Below are 15,642 nucleotides of genomic sequence, written 5' to 3'. Positions count from 1 at the left end.
GGGCCGCGGCGCCGTAATAGTCGCTTTCTTCCTCAGCGATCCCTTAGTGTTTTTGCGTAGAGAAGCAGTAGCAAAACGCAATCAAATACAAGGATTGTTAATTTCTAGTTTCTTTTTGAAAATCGGCACGCAGATCAAGAGGCAACCGGCGCGTTGCTGGTACGCGGCGGGTTGCGGCGCGCCTGGCCTGGGGTCACCCCGAAGAATTCCCGGAACGTCTTGCCGAAGTGCACAGGATCGGAGAACCCGCAGTTCCAGCTGATTTCGGAAATGGTCTGGTGCGCGCAGCCGGGCGCGGTGAGCGCTTCCCGGGCGCGCCGCAAGCGCTGCTCGCGCAGGAAGGACACGAACGTGGCGCCACCCCCATGACTCGCGAAAAGACTCTGTATGTAGCGCGGCGAAATCCCGAAGTGATGGGCGACGTAGTCCGAAGCCATTTCAGGATTGGTGGCATTGGCGGCGACCCAGGCACATATGCGGTCAAACAGCATTTCCCCGCGCGCGCCACGCCGCGCGCTGGCGGACCGGGCGCCGCGGGCGATATAGAGATGATCCTGCGATGCGCGGCGCAACAATGCCATGATTTGTTGCTCCACCAGCGGCCAGCCCGCCTCCTCATTGCCGATCGAGTCGAGTGTCTCTGCGTCGAGACTTTCGATGTAGGCCGTTAACAGGCGCCCCCAGCCATTACGGAAGTTCGCGTGCCGCGCCTGCCGGGCCAGCAGTTGGCGATCGTGAGGCGACATCGATGCCTCGTGCATCAACAGCACCGTGCCCCGAAAATCTGCGAAGCCATCGGCATGGATATCCTCGCTGTACACCACCCTTAACTCGCGTTCGGCCAGGATGCGCAGCCCCCCCGGCAAGCGCAGGGTGATGCGGTGCTGCGCATAGAGCAACAGCCATGCCCCGGGCAGCCCAAGGCGATGGGACGCCACACTCGCATGTGCGGTCTCGGCGCACAAGTAAACCTGAATGGCCCGCTTGCTGGCATAGCGTCCGGCGGCGTCCGCTTCGGTACTGGAGGCCGTCGCCGGGGTAAAGGTCAGCCCGGCGAGTTCGGCAGGCAGCGTGCAAGACATGTTCGATCCTGTAAATCACATCGCGGCGCTGGGACGGGGTTGCGCGCGATGGACGAGGAAGATACCGGTGGCAAGGCGGAAACATGAAGTTAAGTATTGTTAACTCAATTTCGATATAGACGCATTTATTAATAACTTGCCCAATTGTTTCTTGACCCGCGCAGTTTGGATTTTTTTGGTTTGAATCTTGCAAACCGTGGCGCCGAGATATTCGCTTATTTGCGAGTAATTGCCGCGATGTTCGTGGCGCCGAGGCCACGCCGATGACCTATGCCGTCGACGGCAAGCAATATGAGGTGGTCATGGCCGGCGGCCATGGCTCGCTCGGCACCAAGATGAGGATTATCTGGTGGCCTACGTCCCGCCGGATTGAAGTCCTGTCTAGCGTGACGTCTTTTGCGCCTCGGCAAGATTCAGCAGGTTCTGGAGCGTCGGATTAGGATTGTTCGACCTCCAAGCCAAGCCATGCTGCACGCGCTCCGCTCTTAGTCGCAAGGGCTTGAAGACGACGCCCCCAACGGGCTCTTGATGCTGCAATTCACTTGGCACGATCGACACGCCCGTTCCGGCGGCGATCAAGCAGAGAAGTACATGTGACGTCTCAGACTCGCGCACTACGCGCGGCGCGAAACCGGCTCGCAGGCACTCGTCATCCATCGCCTTTCTCAGCAGAAACCCTTTTCCAGCCGAATATCCCACGAACGCGTCGAATGCCAGATCGGCCAAGGCCACCTTCTTCTGCGTCGCAAGCGGATGGGAGGCCGGCATTGCCAGCACGAAGTCGATCATTCCCAGGCTGCGGCTGGTCAACGATGGGGCCTGGAGCGGCAGGAAACAAAGCGCAATGTCGAGCTCCTCTGCCAGGAGCTTCGACTGCAACATTCCCGACGGATGCGGGCCGATCAAGTCCACGACGACGTCCGGGAACCTGGCTCGGAAGGCGAGCAGAAGCTTAGGGAGCAAACGGTGGCCCGCCCGTCCGCTGTAGCCGATTCGAAGCGTTCCTGCCTCTCCGTAGCTCGCACGTCGGCAGGCCGCCACCGCCGCATCCAGGTGCGCCAATGTTTGCCGCACGCCGTCGTAGAACACCTGGCCCGCTGCGGTGAGTTCCACCTTGCGTGTGTTGCGATCGAACAGCCGCACCCCGAGGAGATCCTCCAACTGGCGAATTCGCTGGCTCAGGGGCGGCTGCGCCACGTTCAGCAACGTCGCGGCACGAGTGAAGTTTTGCTCTCGGGCGACAGTTAAGAAGCTGTGCAGATGTCGAAGCTCCAAAATCCGGCTCCAAAGGATTAAGACGCCATAAGTATAAATCGTCCATTGATTAAGTATTGGATCATCTGAGTGGACATGCCTACGATACCCCCCACGAGCTAACGACAACAGTTCGAATCTCTGCGAAAGCGCCCAAGTACACAGGAGATATTTCGATGCAGTTTCAATTTCGCGCGCGCTTGGCCTGCCTCTCGCTATTGGCCGTCTTTCATCTGAGCCCGGTCTACGCGCAAGAGCAGGCATACCCTTCGCGCCCTGTTCGATTGATCGTGCCCTTTCCTCCAGGCGGAGCCGTCGACGCTGGCGCGAGACTGCTGGCCAACAAGCTCGCGGAGCGCTGGTCTCAGCCCGTCGTGGTCGAGAACAAGCCTGGTGGCAACACCATCATTGGTGCGCAAAGCGTGCTGGCCGCGCCGCACGACGGATACACGCTCTTCTACGCTTCTTCGTCGTTTACAACGTTGCCAAGCTTGAACAAGAGCGTTCCGTTCAGCATTGAACGCGATTTCGTGCCCGTGGCAACCTTTAACAGTGGTGGTTGGGCCGTGATGGCGAGCCTGGCATCGGGGGCGAACTCGATCAAAGAGATCGTGGCATATGCGAAGGCCAATCCGCAGAAGTTGGCCTATGCGTCCTCGGGCGGTTCCGTCCAGCTGCTGACGGAGGCCTTCTTACGTTCCGCGCAGATCAATGCGCTACATGTGCCCTACAAGGGTGCAGCGGGAGCCATGACTGCCCTCATCACGAACGACGCCCAACTGTATTTCGGCAATCCTCTGGATGCACTTGCCTCTGCGGAGGGGAAACGCGTGAAGATCATCGCGGTGACCAGCAAGGCACGCATCCCGATCATGAGCACTATTCCCACCGTGGGCGAATCGGGCCTGCCGGGATTCACATCCGAATGGTGGGGAGGTTTGATGGCGCCGGCCGGAACGCCCAAGCCGGTGCTGGACCAACTGTTCATCGACGTCAGCGCGGTGCTGCAGCAACCCGATGTGCAGACGAAGATTCGCCAAATGAGCGGCGAGCCGGGAACCGACAAACCTGGAGATCTGGGCAAGCGCATCGCTGCCGAGCTGCAGCTCTGGTCCGAGACCGCGAAGGCGTCTGGCATCGAGCCGGGGTAGCGCGCCCGCCACCCCGTTCACCTGTTCGGGCGATCCCGTCGCCGATTGCCCTGATGTCTTCAGGGCTCGCAGAGCCGTGCGCCACGGCAGTCAACCAAGGAGCTATAGCAATGACCAGACCCGACCTTGCACATATCGAAGAGTGGGGAAAAGGCATGTGGAATGTCTTCGATCGATTGGCGATGCGTTCCCGCACCGCCGGATTGTCGAAAAGCGACGTATCTATCCTGGATCATGAAGAGGCGGAAGTGCTCGACGTTTTTCGCCGCTACCACTACCTTTACGACGCCGGCAATCTCGATGGTGTGGTCTCGATCTTCTCGGACGACTGTGTGCTTCTCAATCCGCGCGGAACCTACATCGGCTCGGAGGCGATCCGCGAAAACTATGCGTACCTGATGGATCGCACCCGGTTCGTCCTGCACTATGGGACCAACACCTTGGTGCGCTTCGATCGCGGAATGACGCAAGCGTGGCTCGGCGCGTTCTACAGCGCGGCCATTGTGATGCCCGACAAGAGCAGCTATTCGGGCGGGGGTACTTATATGAAGCGCCTGCGGAAGCAGGACGGAGAATGGAAGGTGTTCGAAGCTCGCATCACCGGCAACATGAAATTCGACAACCAGGTCGGCCCCCCAGGAAAGTCCTCGCCGCCCAAGGGCACCCATCCCAGGAAGTCCGGCGAGCTTATCGAAGAAACGGCCAGACTCTAGATGGCGGGCAGAGATGAGCTTTCTCAGAATGGTGAACCGATGACGACAGGTCACGGTGCAAACAGCGCCGTTGGCGCGATGACATACGACCTTATCGTCATCGGCGGAGGGCTCGCGGGGCTCACGGCGGCGGTCCGAGCGTCGGAGCTCGGATTGAAAACGATCGTGCTGGAGCAAGGCAACCAGTCGCAATACCCCTGCAATTCCAGGGAATCAGGCGGGATATTGCACATCGGTTTTCACGATCCTTGCCGAGAACCAGATGAGTTAAAGGAGCTCATCTCACGGCTCACCGAGAACCATGCGCGCCCTGACGTCGCATCTGCGCTGGCAACCAATGCGTCGAGATTCCTTGCGTGGCTCGGCCGCAAGGATGTGCGGTTCATGCGATTCGACCCCAGGGAAATGTATCGCTGGTGCATGGCACCGCCGCGCGCGCTGCGCGGAGGGATCGACTGGGAAGGCCGCGGGCCCGACAGAGCACTTTCCAAGCTGACGGAAGCGTTGGTCAGCCTTGGCGGTACCTTGATGCTGAACAGCCAGGCAACCGATCTCGTGATGGAGAACAAGCACTGCATCGGCGTGCGGGGAAAGGTCGCGGGTAAGGAAACGGTGTGGGGCGCCAGGAATTGCGTGATTGCCGACGGCGGCTTCCAATCGGATCGCGAGTTGGTCGAACGGCACATCGCGCCCGATTTCGACGCGTTGTTCCAGCGCGGCGCTGGAACCAGCAGAGGCGACGGACTGAAGATGGCCGTCGCCGCAGGTGCCAGCCTGACCGACATGAATCGCTTTTATGGCCACCTGCTGTGCGCCGACGCCCGGTTCAATGATGGACTCTGGCCTTTTCCGCAGCTCGATGCCGTCGCAACCGCAGGCATCGTGATAAATGGAGATGGCGCGCGTGTGGCGGACGAAGGACGCAGCGGCGTCTACCTCACGAACGCGCTAGCCTCGGTGCCGGCCGATCGCGGACTGTTCGCGATCTTCGATAGCGCTATCTGGCAAGGACCGGGAAAGTCAGACCGTGTGTCGCCCAACCCGTGGATCGAGAAAGCCGGAGGCACCGTCTATCGGGCCGACACGCTCGAAGCGCTGGCTCAACTGATCGGTGCTCCGCCTGCCGAATTGACGCGCACCGTCGACCAGTATCACCGGGCCATGCACGCAGGCACGCTGCGCGAGTTGCCAGTGCCTCGCTCGGAAAAGATCAAGCCATGCCGGATCGAAGCCGCGCCTTACATGGCCATCTCGCTCATCCCCGGCATCACCTACACGATGGGCGGGATCGCGATCGACGAGGCTGCGCGAGTACTGGGTAAAGATGGAAGACCCATCCCCGGCCTGTTCGCCGCGGGCGCCTCGACGGGCGGCATCGAAGGCGGCAATGCCGCCGGCTACATCGGCGGATTGATCAAAGCAGGGACATTCGGATTGATCGCTGCCGAGCACGCCGCCGAACGCTTGGACAAACGTGCGCCAACCATCGAATCGCAGGGTGCTTCCACTGGTATGAAAATGCATTCCCCATCTACCCTCTCAGCGCCACCGAAACCCCAAGGACTGGACCGGTACCCATTGATTCGAGCAACCCTGCGACATGGCCAAAGGGCGGCGTACGCCATAGGAGCTACCGCATTCGTGTCGTCGGCATCGCTGGCTTGGAACTCTTTAGGGTTCGCCTCCTTGCTGATCGCAACCGCGTGCGCGGTCGCGCTCAGCTTTGCCATCCTCAGTTACACCGAGCTATTGCGCTTCATCACCGAACTGCTCATGCCGGAATGATGCATCGCATCGGCAAAAAGCGCTAACCGAGCGCTGGATCCAATGCGTTGCTTCAGCGATAGAAATTCGACGACTCTATATGACAATATCTGAAAAACTACTGGCCGTGCTAAGTGATCAATCGTTGGTAACTGAGCACGCGTATGTCGGCGGCGAATGGATAGCCGAAAGCGAAAGCGGCAAACGCTTCGATGTCACCAATCCTTCAACCGGGGAAGTGATCGCAGTTCTACCCGACCTTGGCCGAAACGAGGCACGAAATGCTATCGCCGCTGCGTCGGGGGCCCAAAAGAAGTGGGCTGCGAAAACGGGAAAAGAGCGTGCATCGATTTTGCGACGCCTTCACGATCTGATGGTCGCCAATGCCGATGACCTTGCCGCAATACTTACTACAGAGATGGGGAAGCCACTGGCAGAGGCCAAAGGTGAGATTCTCTACGGCGCTTCCTACATCGAGTGGTTCGGTGAAGAGGCCAAGCGCGTCTACGGCGACACCGTTCCAGGCCACCAGGCAGACAAGCGCATCATCGTGGTGAGGCAACCTGTCGGTGTGGTTGCGACGATCACGCCCTGGAACTTCCCGAACGCGATGCTCGCTCGCAAGTTCGCCCCCGCGATCGCCGCTGGTTGCGCGGTAGTTTCGAAGCCCGCGGCAGAAACGCCGCTGTCGGCGCTGTCGCTGGCAGTACTTGCCGAACGTGCCGGGCTGCCCGTGGGCCTTTTCAACGTGATTACGTCGACCGATGCCGCGGCCGTCGGCAAGGAATTCTGCGAGAATGACAAGGTACGCAAGCTGAGCTTCACCGGCTCGACCGAGACCGGGCGAATCCTGATGCGACAAAGCGCTGAACAGTTGCTGAAGCTCAGCTTCGAACTGGGTGGAAACGCACCGTTCATCGTGTTCGACGACGCGGACATCGACTCGGCGGTCGAGGGCGCGATGATCTCCAAGTACCGCAACAATGGGCAAACCTGTGTGTGCGCCAACCGGATCTACGTCCAGGAGCAGGTATACGACGAGTTCGCTTCGAAATTGGCGGCCAAGGTTCGCAACATGAAGGTCGGTGACGGATTCGAGAGCGGCGTGAGTGCGGGGCCGCTGATCGACTTCGACGCACGCACCAAGGTAGAACATCACATTTCCGACGCACTCGCGAAGGGCGCGACAGTTCTGCTGGGTGGAAAGCGGCACGATCGCGGCGGCTTGTTTTTCCAGCCAACCATTCTCACCGGCGCGACCAGCAAGATGAAGATTGCACGCGAAGAGACCTTCGGACCCGTAGCGCCCCTCTTCAAGTTCAAGACCGAAGAAGAAGTCATTGAGTCGGCCAACGATACAGAGTTCGGCTTGGCCTCGTACTTTTACGCCCGCGATCTCGCTAGAGCCTTCCGGGTGGCCGAGGCGCTCGAGTATGGAATGGTGGGCATCAACACCGGGCTGATCTCGACGGAGGTGGCGCCGTTCGGAGGAATCAAGCAGTCTGGGCAGGGTCGCGAGGGCTCCAAGTACGGCCTCGATGACTACACCGAGATGAGGTACTTGTGCCTGTCCATTTGACTGCGCCGTAGGGAGATCCGAACATGAGCACGGAAAATTCGAAGAGCCCGTTCACCGGCAAGGTCGTCATCATCACCGGGGCCGGGTCAGGCCAAGGCGCATGCACAGCCGCGCGCTTTGCCGACGAAGGCGCCATCGTGGTGGTCACGGATGTTGCGAAGGAGGCGGCGGAAAACATGGCAGACCGACTTCGCCGAAGCGGTGGCCGGGCCGAGTCGTACTTGCTGGATGTGGCGTCCCCCGGGCATTGGAAAGCCGTGGTCGGCTCGGTGCGCCAGACGTTCGGCCGATTGGACGCGTTGGTCAGTAACGCAGGAATCAGCGCTCGGAAGACGTGCGCGGACATCTCGCTGGACGAATGGCGGCGTGTCATGGATGTGAACGTGGCGGGTGTAATGTTGGGTCTCCAGGGTTGTGCGCCCCTGATGCGCGACTCGGGTGGCGGAGCAGTCGTAAATGTGTCGTCGGTCACGGGCCTGCTTGGGCATCATGAGCCGAGCTACACGGCAAGCAAATGGGCCGTCAGGGGCTTGACGAAGACGCAGGCATTGGAATACGTGGATTGGGGCATCCGTGTGAACTCCATTCATCCCGGACTGGTGGAGGACACGAGCTTCGCGGCGTCGGCGAAACCGGCCTTCATCGAGATCACGAAGAAGTTCATCCCTATGGGGCGGCTCGGCAAGCTGGAAGAGATGGCAGATCTGGTTCTCTTCTTGTGCAGTCCTCGATCGTCATTCATCACCGGCGCGGAGATCGCGATTGACGGCGGCTACACGGCAGGAGCCATCACCCGACTTCGCAAAAGCATGAGCGCATCTTTCTAGCCCGCCTGTCACGATATGACGAACAAAATCCAAGTTGCAGTCGTCACCGGAGCGCGCCGCGGGATTGGTCGCGCCATCGTCCATGTGTTCGCGAGGTCCGGGTGGCGGGTCGTCGCCATCGATGTCATCGAGGATGATGAATCCCGGGCGGTCGTGGAAGACGCAAAGGCGGCGGGGAGCGACTGCCGGTTCATCCTTGCGGACATTGCCGACACACAAACCTCCGCTTCTGTTTGCGCGGCCGCCTACGCCGCGTTCGGGCAAGTGGATTGCCTCGTGAACAACGCGGGGGTAATGGCGAGGGACCGCACCGCGAACGTGCTCGAGACCAGTGTCGAAAGTTTCGACCGCGTGATGTCCGTCAATCTCCGCGGCACCTACTTTTTTACGCAGGCGTTCGCGCGCGAGATGGTTTTGCGCCGCCGATCGAACAGCGCGGCTTATCAGTCTATCGTCACGGTCTCATCTGTGAATGCGTTGCACGCGCGCACGCGCGCGGCGGAATACAGCCTTTCCAAAGCCGCCATCGCCATGTTCACGAAGATATTGGCGTTGCAGCTGGCTTCTGATGACATCGCCTGCTTCGACATCCAGCCAGGGCTCATCAAGACGGACTTGAACGCGTCGGTGCATGCGTCTTATGGCCCATTGGTTCGGGAAGGTGGCGTGTCTCCGATGGCGCGTTGGGGACTATCTGAGGATGTCGCTACCGCCGTTTTAACCGTCGCTTCGGGCGGACTCAGATTCGCGACGGGTCAGACGCTGCATATCGACGGCGGAGCGCACATTCCGCGTGGCGCCTTCGAAAACCCTATGCTACGGCAGCACCTGGCCTCGATGTCTGGCTGACGCCTGATGGCGAATCTGCGTTCGCCCAAGACAGGACCTTCTGGACAGTCACCCGGTGGCATGCGCCGCCAGCATCAAGTCCAGGTTCTGCACGGCCGCGCCGGACGCGCCTTTACCCAGGTTGTCGAAAACTGCCGACAGCAGCACCTGGCCGCGGTCCGCATTGGCAAAGACGCCCAGCCGCAAATCGTTGGTGCCGTTCAGCGCCTGCGGATCGAGATGCGTCATTGCCTGCGTCTGCGCCAGCGACATCACCTGGACATGGGGGGCGTCCGAATAGTGCTCTGCCAGGCAGGCATGCAAGCGTACGCCGTCGACCCCGGTTGGGAGCAGGCGCAGTTCGATCGGCACGGTAAGAACGATGCCCTGCCGGTATGCTCCATAAGCCGGCACGAAGAGCGGACGCTGCGCAAGCCCCGCATGCCATTGGATTTCCGGCGTGTGCTTGTGCTCCAGCGCCAGGCCATAGACCTGTGACGGCGCCACGCCCGCCGCGTCGCCCGCCTCGTGCGCCTCGATCGCTGCCCTGCCACCCCCTGAATAGCCAGAAATGGCGTGGATCGACACGGGGTAATCGCGCGGCAGCAGGCCGGCCTGCGCCAGCGGCCGCAGCAGGGCGATGGCCCCGGTGGGGTAACAGCCAGGATTGGTGACGCGCCGTGCCTGTGCAATCCGCTGCGCCTGCCCGCCGCTCATCTCGGGAAAACCATAAACCCATTCCAACTGGGTGCGATGCGCCGAACTCGCGTCGATCACGCGAACGCCAGGGTTGCGGATGAAGCCGACCGATTCGCGCGCGGCCGCGTCCGGCAAGCACAGGATCGCGATGTCGCACGCATTGATGGCCTCGGCGCGGCGCTGCGGGTTCTTGCGCTCGGCCGCCGGCAGGGTCGACAGCCGCATGTCGGTGCGATGGCGCAGGCGATCGTGGATCTGCAGCCCGGTGGTGCCCTGGTCGCCGTCGATGAAGACAGTGGGGGAACTCATGATGTCGTGCTCCTGGCATTGGATGAACGGGCGGGAAAGCCGTATCTTGCTCGGCGGGCTAAAATAGGAAAAGTTGAATTTATTGATCGTATCGTTCAGGTTTTCTGACGGAGAGAAGAATGCGCGAGATCAGCCTCGACCGGCTGCGCACGCTGGTGGCAATCGCCGACCACGGGTCTTTCGCGGCGGCGGCGCAACTGCTGCACCTTGCGCCGCCCACCATCAGCCTGCACATCGCCGACCTGGAAAAACGCATCGGTGCGCCGCTGCTGTCGCGCGCGCGAGGCAACGTGCGGCCGTCGGCGGTCGGTGAAATGCTGGTAGAGCGGGCGCGCCGGCTGCTGGCCGAGGTCGAATCGACACTGGACGATGCCAGCCGGCAGGTGCAGGGGCTGGCCGGGCGCGTGCGCCTGGGCGCGTCGACCGGCGCCATCGCGCACCTGTTGCCGCAAGCCATCTCGCGCCTTCGCGAGCGCCACCCCGGCATCGACGTGCAGATTGCGGTGCTTACCTCGCAGGAAACGCTGGCGCGCCTGGCGCAAGGCAAGCTCGACGTGGGACTGGTCGCCCTGCCCCAGGCGCCGGTCGCAGGGCTTGCGATACAGCCCTGGCGCCGCGATCCGGTCATGGCCTTCCTGCCTGCCGACTGGCGCGCGCCAGCCCGCGTCACGCCCGCATGGCTGGCGGCGCAGCCGCTGATTCTCAACGATGCCAGCACACGCCTGTCGCGCCTGACGTCCGAATGGTTTGCGCTTGCAGGCTACCGCCCCGTGCCACGGATCGAGCTCAACTACAACGATGCGATCAAGAGCCTCGTGGCCGCGGGCTACGGCGCGGCGCTCTTGCCGCATGAGGCAGGCGCGCCGCATGCAGACGCGCGCATCGCCATGCGCGCGCTGCGCCCGGTCGTGTGGCGCGAGCTGGGCATCGCCCGCCGATCCAGCCAGGCCGAGCGCGCCACGCAGCACGTGCTCGAGGCGCTATGGGAACTCAAGGCGAAGTAGGTTCATCCAGCCCGGCCGGCCTGTGCCCGGCGCCGCGCCTGGAACAGGGTCAGCGCATGCAGCCCGATCGCCCGGGCGCGCTGGTTCTGCAAGACAATGGCAGCCTGCGCAGCCTCGGGATCGCGTTCGCGGATAGCGCCCAGCAGGCGGTGGAATTCATCCACGCTTTCGGCCGGACGTTCCGGGTGACCCAGCGACGATGCCCACAGAAAACCCAGCCGGGCATTGATCTTCCGGATGAAGTTGGCCAGCACCTCGTTCTGCGCGCCAGCGACGAAGGCTTCGAACAATTGGTGCTTGGCGGCCCGGATGCGCGCCACGTCGCGCGATACCAATGCCTGCTCGAATTCATCGATACGCTGCGAAAAAGCATCCATCTGGCAGGCAGTGCCACGGTTCGCGAAACAGGCGGCGGCCAGCCTCTGCAATGAAACGCGCACTTCGTGCAGCTCGTGAAACTGCGCCTCGTCGACCGACCGTACGGCCGGCCCGCGATGCGGGGCGATCTCGAGCAGGCCCTCGCCGTCGAGTTGCCGGATGGCTTCGCGCACCGACGGCCGGCTTGCCGAAAAGCGCTCGCAGAGCTCTCGCTCGGTCAGCTTGTCGCCCGGAAGGTACACCCCTTCGGTGATGGCATCGCGTATGCGCAGGCTAAGCAGCCTGGGCGATTCGCCCGCCGCGCGCAGAACCCGCAGTTGCGCTTCGGTCTCTTGATTCATGGCCGTACTGCGTGCGTATGTAAACCCATATTGTATGGCCCCACCTCAGTCCCGATGGGTGCCTTCGGCGGTGTGGGACATGCCTGCGGGGTAGCCGGACACGGCTGTGGTCGCCCCGATGATTAGCTAAATTGTAAGACAAAAAATTGGATATCAGTTTTTTATGTGCTAATTTATGGCGATCTTTTTATATTTTGTCTGACATTACTAGTTGACCGCCTCTGGCGCCAAATAACAAGGAGACCGTATGTCCCGCCATTTCTGTACGCTGCTGAAGACGGTGTGCCTGGCCGCACTTACCGCCGCTGCCATGCCGCTGGCGCACAGCGCGCAGCCGTATCCCAGCAAGCCCGTGCGCATCATCCTGCCCCATAGCCCTGGCTCGTCGCCCGACATGGTGGCCCGCCTGGTCGCGGAAAAACTGGGCGAACAACTGGGCCAGCCCTTCGTCATCGAGAACCGCACGGGCGCGGGCGGGTCGATCGGCCTTGGCGCCGCCGCCAAGGCCGCGCCCGACGGCTATACGCTCACGGTGGGACATGTGGGCACGCTCACGATCAACCCCAGCGTGTATGCCAAGCTGCCGTACGACCCGGCCAAGGATTTCACGCCCATCATGCTGTCGGCCCGTACACCGCTGCTGGTGGTCGTGGCCGCGGACTCGCCGTACAAGTCGATCGCAGACGTCATCGCCGCGGCCAAGGCCCAGCCTGGCAAGCTGATGTTCTCGTCGGCAGGCAATGGCACGGCATCGCACATGGCAGCCGAGTACTTCGACGAAGAAACCGGCATCTCGATGGTTCACGTGCCCTTCAAGAGCGCGTCCGAGGCCCTGACCGGCGTGGCCAGCGGGGCCGTCACGCTCACCTTCGGCGGCCAGCCGGCGGCCTGGCCGCTCGTCAAGGCGGGCAAGCTGCGCGCGCTGGCGCTGACCAGCGGGGAACGCGTGGACGAATTCCCCGATACCCCGGTCATTGCAGAGACCGTCAAGGGCTATGAAATGTTCGACTGGAGCGGCTTCATGGCGCCCGCCGGCACTCCGGACGACATCATCGCCCTTCTGCACAAGCATATCGCCGCCATCCTCGCCGAACCCGACATGGTGCGGCGGCTGCGCCAGGCGGGATTGCTGCCGATGCCCAACACCCCTGGGCAATTCGGCGAATTCATCGCCTCCGAGCGCGCCAAGTGGGGGCGCGTGGCCAAAGAGGTGAACATCCATCTCGACTGAAGGACAACCATGTCTTCCGACTCATCGATACTGCAGCCGCTGGTCGACCTGCTGAAATCCGCATCCGCCGCGGCGGCATACGAAGCGATCGGCAAATGCGGCGACCTCGATCCGGCCATCGCCGCGCTGGTTCCCGACGTGCTGTGCGTCGGCCCGGCCTTCACCGTGCGGGCGCACCCGCACTACAGCGCCGGCGTCAGCGCGGCGCTGGACCAGGCCCCCGCCGGTTCGGTCGTGGTGATCGACGTCGGCGGCGATCCGGATACGTGCGTGCTGGGTGGCACCGGGGCGCTGGTGGCGCTGCGCCGCCAACTGGCGGGCTATGTCACCAATGGGCGGATCCGCGATCTTGCCGCGCTGCGCGCCCAGCGCTTCCCTGTATTCGCGCGTGGCGCCACCGTGCGCAGCAGCCGCAAGGAAGGGCCGGCCGACTTCCAGGTGCCCGTGGCCGTGGGCGGCCAGGTCATCCGCCCGGGCGACCTGGTGTGCGCCGACGACGATGGTGTGGTGGTCGTCGCGCAAGAGCGGTTCGGCACGCTGGCCGAACGCCTGGCCGCCCGCCTGGCGTTCGAGCAGCGCGCCGACGCTAGCGTGCAGGCCGGCGTGTCGTATGCCGAGGCAACCAGCCGCCGGCCATGAATCTTCCCGAAAGGCAACATCGATGGGCATGACGCTCGCAGAAAAATTCCTGGCCCGCGCCAGCGGCAAGCCGTCCGTCAAGCCGGGCGACATCGTGCTGCCCGAGCCTGAACTGGTTATCGTGCACGACGGTTACGTGGAAAGCGCGCACAGGCAGCTCGCCGAGATCGGCTATCGCCGGATCACCCGCCCCGAACGGGTTGCGTTCGTCACCGACCACCAGGTCATCTATACCTCGGCGGCGTCGATCGCTCGCGCGCACGCCAATCGCCGCATCGCCAAGGACTGGCGCATCGGGCACTTCTACGACGCCGGCCAGGGCGGGCATGGCCACCTTTTTCCCATGGAAACCGGATTGGTCCGGCCGGGCATGTTCCTGTTCGCCTATGACATGCACTGCACGAACTTCGGCGCCATCGGCGCCTTCGCCATGCGCGCCGGCCCTTCGGTCGTGTCGGTACTGGCGACCGGCACGACCTGGACCGTGGTCCCTCATACCTTGCGCATCCTGCTGCACGGCGAGCCCTCCGGCGGCGTGCATCCGCGCGACGTGGGCTTCTGGCTGGCAGGCCAGCTGTCCGCTGGCCAGTTGGGTGCCGACTTCGACTACCGGGTCGTGGAGTTCGGCGGCCCGTTCTGCGAGCGCCTGAGCCTGGCGGGCCGCGTGGCGCTGTGCAACACCCTGACAGAGATCGGCGTGCTCAACATCCTGTTTCCCCCCTTGTCGCCCACCGGCGCACCCTCCGACGATACCTGGCTCTACAGCGACCCGGACGCCTGCTATGAAGCCACGCTCACGCTGGATCTGTCGCAGCTTGCGCCGCAGGTGGCGCTGCCCGGCTCGCCCGACCGCGCGGTCCCGGTCGCCGATACGGCGGACGTGCGCATCGACCATGCCTACCTGGGGTCTTGCGGTTCCGGCATGTACGAAGACTTCCAGGCCGCTGCCGAGCTGCTGGCGGGAAGCCGCGTTGCCCCGGGCGTGCGTTTCATCGTGGTGCCCGGCACGATCGAGACCGCCAAACGGATGGCCCGCGAAGGACTGGCGCAGCGCTTTCTCGATGCGGGCGCCGTGATGCTGCCTCCGGGCTGCGGGCCCTGTGCGGGCGGCGCCGGCGGGCCGCTGGGGCCGAACGAGGTATCCATATCCACCGCCGCCACCAATGGCGCCGGCCGCATGGGGGCCAAGGACGCGCACTGCTACCTGGGCAGCCCGCTTACCGTTGCCGCCTCGGCCATCGCGGGCCGCATCGTCGACCCGCGCGGCAGCCTGCGGCCCGCGCTTCGCAACACGGTGTCGCCATGAACTGGATCCAGCGCGGCACCGCCCATGTGCTGGGCCACGATGTCCCGCACGATGGCGCCGTCATGGCATTCGACATCGTGCTTTCGCGTACCTCGGATCCCAAGGAACTCATTCCACGTTTGTTCGCCGAACTGGATCCCACCCTGGCCGGGCGGATCCAGCCGGGCGACCTGATCGTGGCCGGACGCAATTTTCTGAGCGGCAAGGCACACAATGCCGGCATCATCGCCATGAAAGCGCTGGGCCTGGGGATACTCTGCGAATCCATGTCCATTCGCGCGTTCCAGGGCGTGGTGGCGCAGGCGGTGCCAGTGCTGGCCGCCTGCGAGGGCATTTCCGGCTTCCTGCAGGATGGCATGCCCATCGAGGTGGATTTCGCCAACGGCCTGGTCACGCGGCTGGACACCGCGGATAGCCGCCACTATGCCGGCATGCCGCCCGAGATCCGCCAGATGGTGCAGAACGGCGGGATGCGCGGGGCGCTCGCGGCCCACCTGCGCGCACACCCCGAGCTGGCGCGGCCTTATCCGGACTGAG

The 15,642-nt window shown here is 63.1% G+C and carries 15 protein-coding genes; 11 read left to right on the top strand and 4 right to left on the bottom strand.

Annotated elements, in window-relative coordinates; all coding sequences use genetic code 11:
* Window positions 1–134: 134 nt before the first annotated feature.
* Window positions 135–1,082, bottom strand: a complete 948-nt coding sequence (locus KW845_RS08470; RefSeq protein WP_218368794.1) for an AraC family transcriptional regulator — start codon at window positions 1,080–1,082, stop codon at window positions 135–137.
* 381 nt (window positions 1,083–1,463) lie between these two features.
* Complete coding sequence (locus KW845_RS08465) at window positions 1,464–2,357, bottom strand: LysR family transcriptional regulator (RefSeq protein WP_218368793.1); 894 nt, start codon at window positions 2,355–2,357, stop codon at window positions 1,464–1,466.
* Between the two features lie 155 nt (window positions 2,358–2,512).
* Here KW845_RS08465 and KW845_RS08460 point away from each other — a divergent pair, with 155 nt between their 5' ends.
* From KW845_RS08460 to KW845_RS08435, 6 genes are all read left to right on the top strand, one after another.
* Window positions 2,513–3,487, top strand: coding sequence for a tripartite tricarboxylate transporter substrate binding protein (locus tag KW845_RS08460; RefSeq protein ID WP_218368792.1), 975 nt, complete (start codon window positions 2,513–2,515; stop codon window positions 3,485–3,487).
* A 110-nt stretch (window positions 3,488–3,597) separates the two neighbouring features.
* Window positions 3,598–4,200 (top strand): nuclear transport factor 2 family protein, encoded by a 603-nt coding sequence (locus tag KW845_RS08455; RefSeq protein WP_218368791.1) that lies wholly within the window; start codon window positions 3,598–3,600, stop codon window positions 4,198–4,200.
* A gap of 39 nt (window positions 4,201–4,239) precedes the next feature.
* On the top strand, window positions 4,240–5,985 hold the full coding sequence (locus KW845_RS08450; RefSeq protein WP_218368790.1) for an FAD-dependent oxidoreductase: 1,746 nt from the start codon (window positions 4,240–4,242) through the stop codon (window positions 5,983–5,985).
* A gap of 79 nt (window positions 5,986–6,064) precedes the next feature.
* On the top strand, window positions 6,065–7,543 hold the full coding sequence (locus KW845_RS08445) for an NAD-dependent succinate-semialdehyde dehydrogenase (protein ID WP_218368789.1): 1,479 nt from the start codon (window positions 6,065–6,067) through the stop codon (window positions 7,541–7,543).
* A gap of 23 nt (window positions 7,544–7,566) precedes the next feature.
* Window positions 7,567–8,370, top strand: a complete 804-nt coding sequence (locus KW845_RS08440) for an SDR family NAD(P)-dependent oxidoreductase (RefSeq protein ID WP_218368788.1) — start codon at window positions 7,567–7,569, stop codon at window positions 8,368–8,370.
* 15 nt (window positions 8,371–8,385) lie between these two features.
* Entirely contained in the window at window positions 8,386–9,219 is an 834-nt protein-coding gene (locus KW845_RS08435; protein ID WP_218368787.1) for a 3-ketoacyl-ACP reductase, read from the top strand.
* A gap of 48 nt (window positions 9,220–9,267) precedes the next feature.
* Here the strand turns inward: KW845_RS08435 and argC are convergent, their stop codons facing one another.
* Entirely contained in the window at window positions 9,268–10,206 is a 939-nt protein-coding gene (gene argC / locus KW845_RS08430; protein WP_218368786.1) for an N-acetyl-gamma-glutamyl-phosphate reductase, read from the bottom strand.
* Between the two features lie 119 nt (window positions 10,207–10,325).
* Between argC and KW845_RS08425 the strand changes: the two genes are divergently transcribed.
* A complete protein-coding gene (locus tag KW845_RS08425; RefSeq protein ID WP_218368785.1) occupies window positions 10,326–11,210 on the top strand; it encodes a LysR family transcriptional regulator in 885 nt (294 codons plus the stop codon).
* Between the two features lie 2 nt (window positions 11,211–11,212).
* On the opposite strand, the gene KW845_RS08420 is transcribed toward KW845_RS08425, so the two are convergent.
* On the bottom strand, window positions 11,213–11,929 hold the full coding sequence (locus tag KW845_RS08420) for a GntR family transcriptional regulator (protein ID WP_218368784.1): 717 nt from the start codon (window positions 11,927–11,929) through the stop codon (window positions 11,213–11,215).
* A 247-nt stretch (window positions 11,930–12,176) separates the two neighbouring features.
* On the opposite strand from KW845_RS08420, the gene KW845_RS08415 reads away from it, so the two are divergent.
* Genes KW845_RS08415 through KW845_RS08400 form a run of 4 tightly spaced genes read left to right on the top strand, consistent with a single transcriptional unit; the run spans window position 12,177 to window position 15,641 of the window.
* Window positions 12,177–13,160 carry a tripartite tricarboxylate transporter substrate binding protein gene (locus KW845_RS08415; protein ID WP_218368783.1) on the top strand — a complete coding sequence of 328 codons (984 nt, stop codon included), beginning with the start codon at window positions 12,177–12,179 and terminating at the stop codon, window positions 13,158–13,160.
* 9 nt (window positions 13,161–13,169) lie between these two features.
* Window positions 13,170–13,799 carry an RraA family protein gene (locus tag KW845_RS08410; RefSeq protein ID WP_218368782.1) on the top strand — a complete coding sequence of 210 codons (630 nt, stop codon included), beginning with the start codon at window positions 13,170–13,172 and terminating at the stop codon, window positions 13,797–13,799.
* A 28-nt stretch (window positions 13,800–13,827) separates the two neighbouring features.
* Window positions 13,828–15,105: an aconitase family protein gene (locus KW845_RS08405; RefSeq protein WP_218368781.1), complete on the top strand. Its 1,278-nt coding sequence runs from the start codon at window positions 13,828–13,830 to the stop codon at window positions 15,103–15,105.
* Complete coding sequence (locus tag KW845_RS08400; RefSeq protein ID WP_218368780.1) at window positions 15,102–15,641, top strand: hypothetical protein; 540 nt, start codon at window positions 15,102–15,104, stop codon at window positions 15,639–15,641. The genes KW845_RS08405 and KW845_RS08400 overlap by 4 nt, the downstream gene beginning before the upstream one ends.
* Window position 15,642 lies beyond the last annotated feature (1 nt).

Origin of the sequence: Bordetella sp. BOR01 (assembly GCF_019218885.1) — a bacterium.
In the GTDB taxonomy this organism is placed as follows: domain Bacteria; phylum Pseudomonadota; class Gammaproteobacteria; order Burkholderiales; family Burkholderiaceae_B; genus Bordetella_A.
Note: the sequence above shows the minus strand (reverse complement) of the source record. Positions and strands in the feature narration are given on the sequence as shown.

What these genes read in the sequence shown, in the direction of transcription:
- KW845_RS08470 (WP_218368794.1), bottom strand. Translation starts at nt 1,082, where the DNA reads ATGTCTTGCACGCTGCCTGCCGAACTCGCCGGGCTGACCTTTACCCCG.
- KW845_RS08460 (WP_218368792.1), top strand. Translation starts at nt 2,513, where the DNA reads ATGCAGTTTCAATTTCGCGCGCGCTTGGCCTGCCTCTCGCTATTGGCC.
- KW845_RS08455 (WP_218368791.1), top strand. Translation starts at nt 3,598, where the DNA reads ATGACCAGACCCGACCTTGCACATATCGAAGAGTGGGGAAAAGGCATG.
- KW845_RS08450 (WP_218368790.1), top strand. Translation starts at nt 4,240, where the DNA reads ATGACGACAGGTCACGGTGCAAACAGCGCCGTTGGCGCGATGACATAC.
- KW845_RS08445 (WP_218368789.1), top strand. Translation starts at nt 6,065, where the DNA reads ATGACAATATCTGAAAAACTACTGGCCGTGCTAAGTGATCAATCGTTG.
- KW845_RS08440 (WP_218368788.1), top strand. Translation starts at nt 7,567, where the DNA reads ATGAGCACGGAAAATTCGAAGAGCCCGTTCACCGGCAAGGTCGTCATC.
- KW845_RS08435 (WP_218368787.1), top strand. Translation starts at nt 8,386, where the DNA reads ATGACGAACAAAATCCAAGTTGCAGTCGTCACCGGAGCGCGCCGCGGG.
- argC (WP_218368786.1), bottom strand. Translation starts at nt 10,206, where the DNA reads ATGAGTTCCCCCACTGTCTTCATCGACGGCGACCAGGGCACCACCGGG.
- KW845_RS08425 (WP_218368785.1), top strand. Translation starts at nt 10,326, where the DNA reads ATGCGCGAGATCAGCCTCGACCGGCTGCGCACGCTGGTGGCAATCGCC.
- KW845_RS08420 (WP_218368784.1), bottom strand. Translation starts at nt 11,929, where the DNA reads ATGAATCAAGAGACCGAAGCGCAACTGCGGGTTCTGCGCGCGGCGGGC.
- KW845_RS08415 (WP_218368783.1), top strand. Translation starts at nt 12,177, where the DNA reads ATGTCCCGCCATTTCTGTACGCTGCTGAAGACGGTGTGCCTGGCCGCA.
- KW845_RS08410 (WP_218368782.1), top strand. Translation starts at nt 13,170, where the DNA reads ATGTCTTCCGACTCATCGATACTGCAGCCGCTGGTCGACCTGCTGAAA.
- KW845_RS08405 (WP_218368781.1), top strand. Translation starts at nt 13,828, where the DNA reads ATGACGCTCGCAGAAAAATTCCTGGCCCGCGCCAGCGGCAAGCCGTCC.
- KW845_RS08400 (WP_218368780.1), top strand. Translation starts at nt 15,102, where the DNA reads ATGAACTGGATCCAGCGCGGCACCGCCCATGTGCTGGGCCACGATGTC.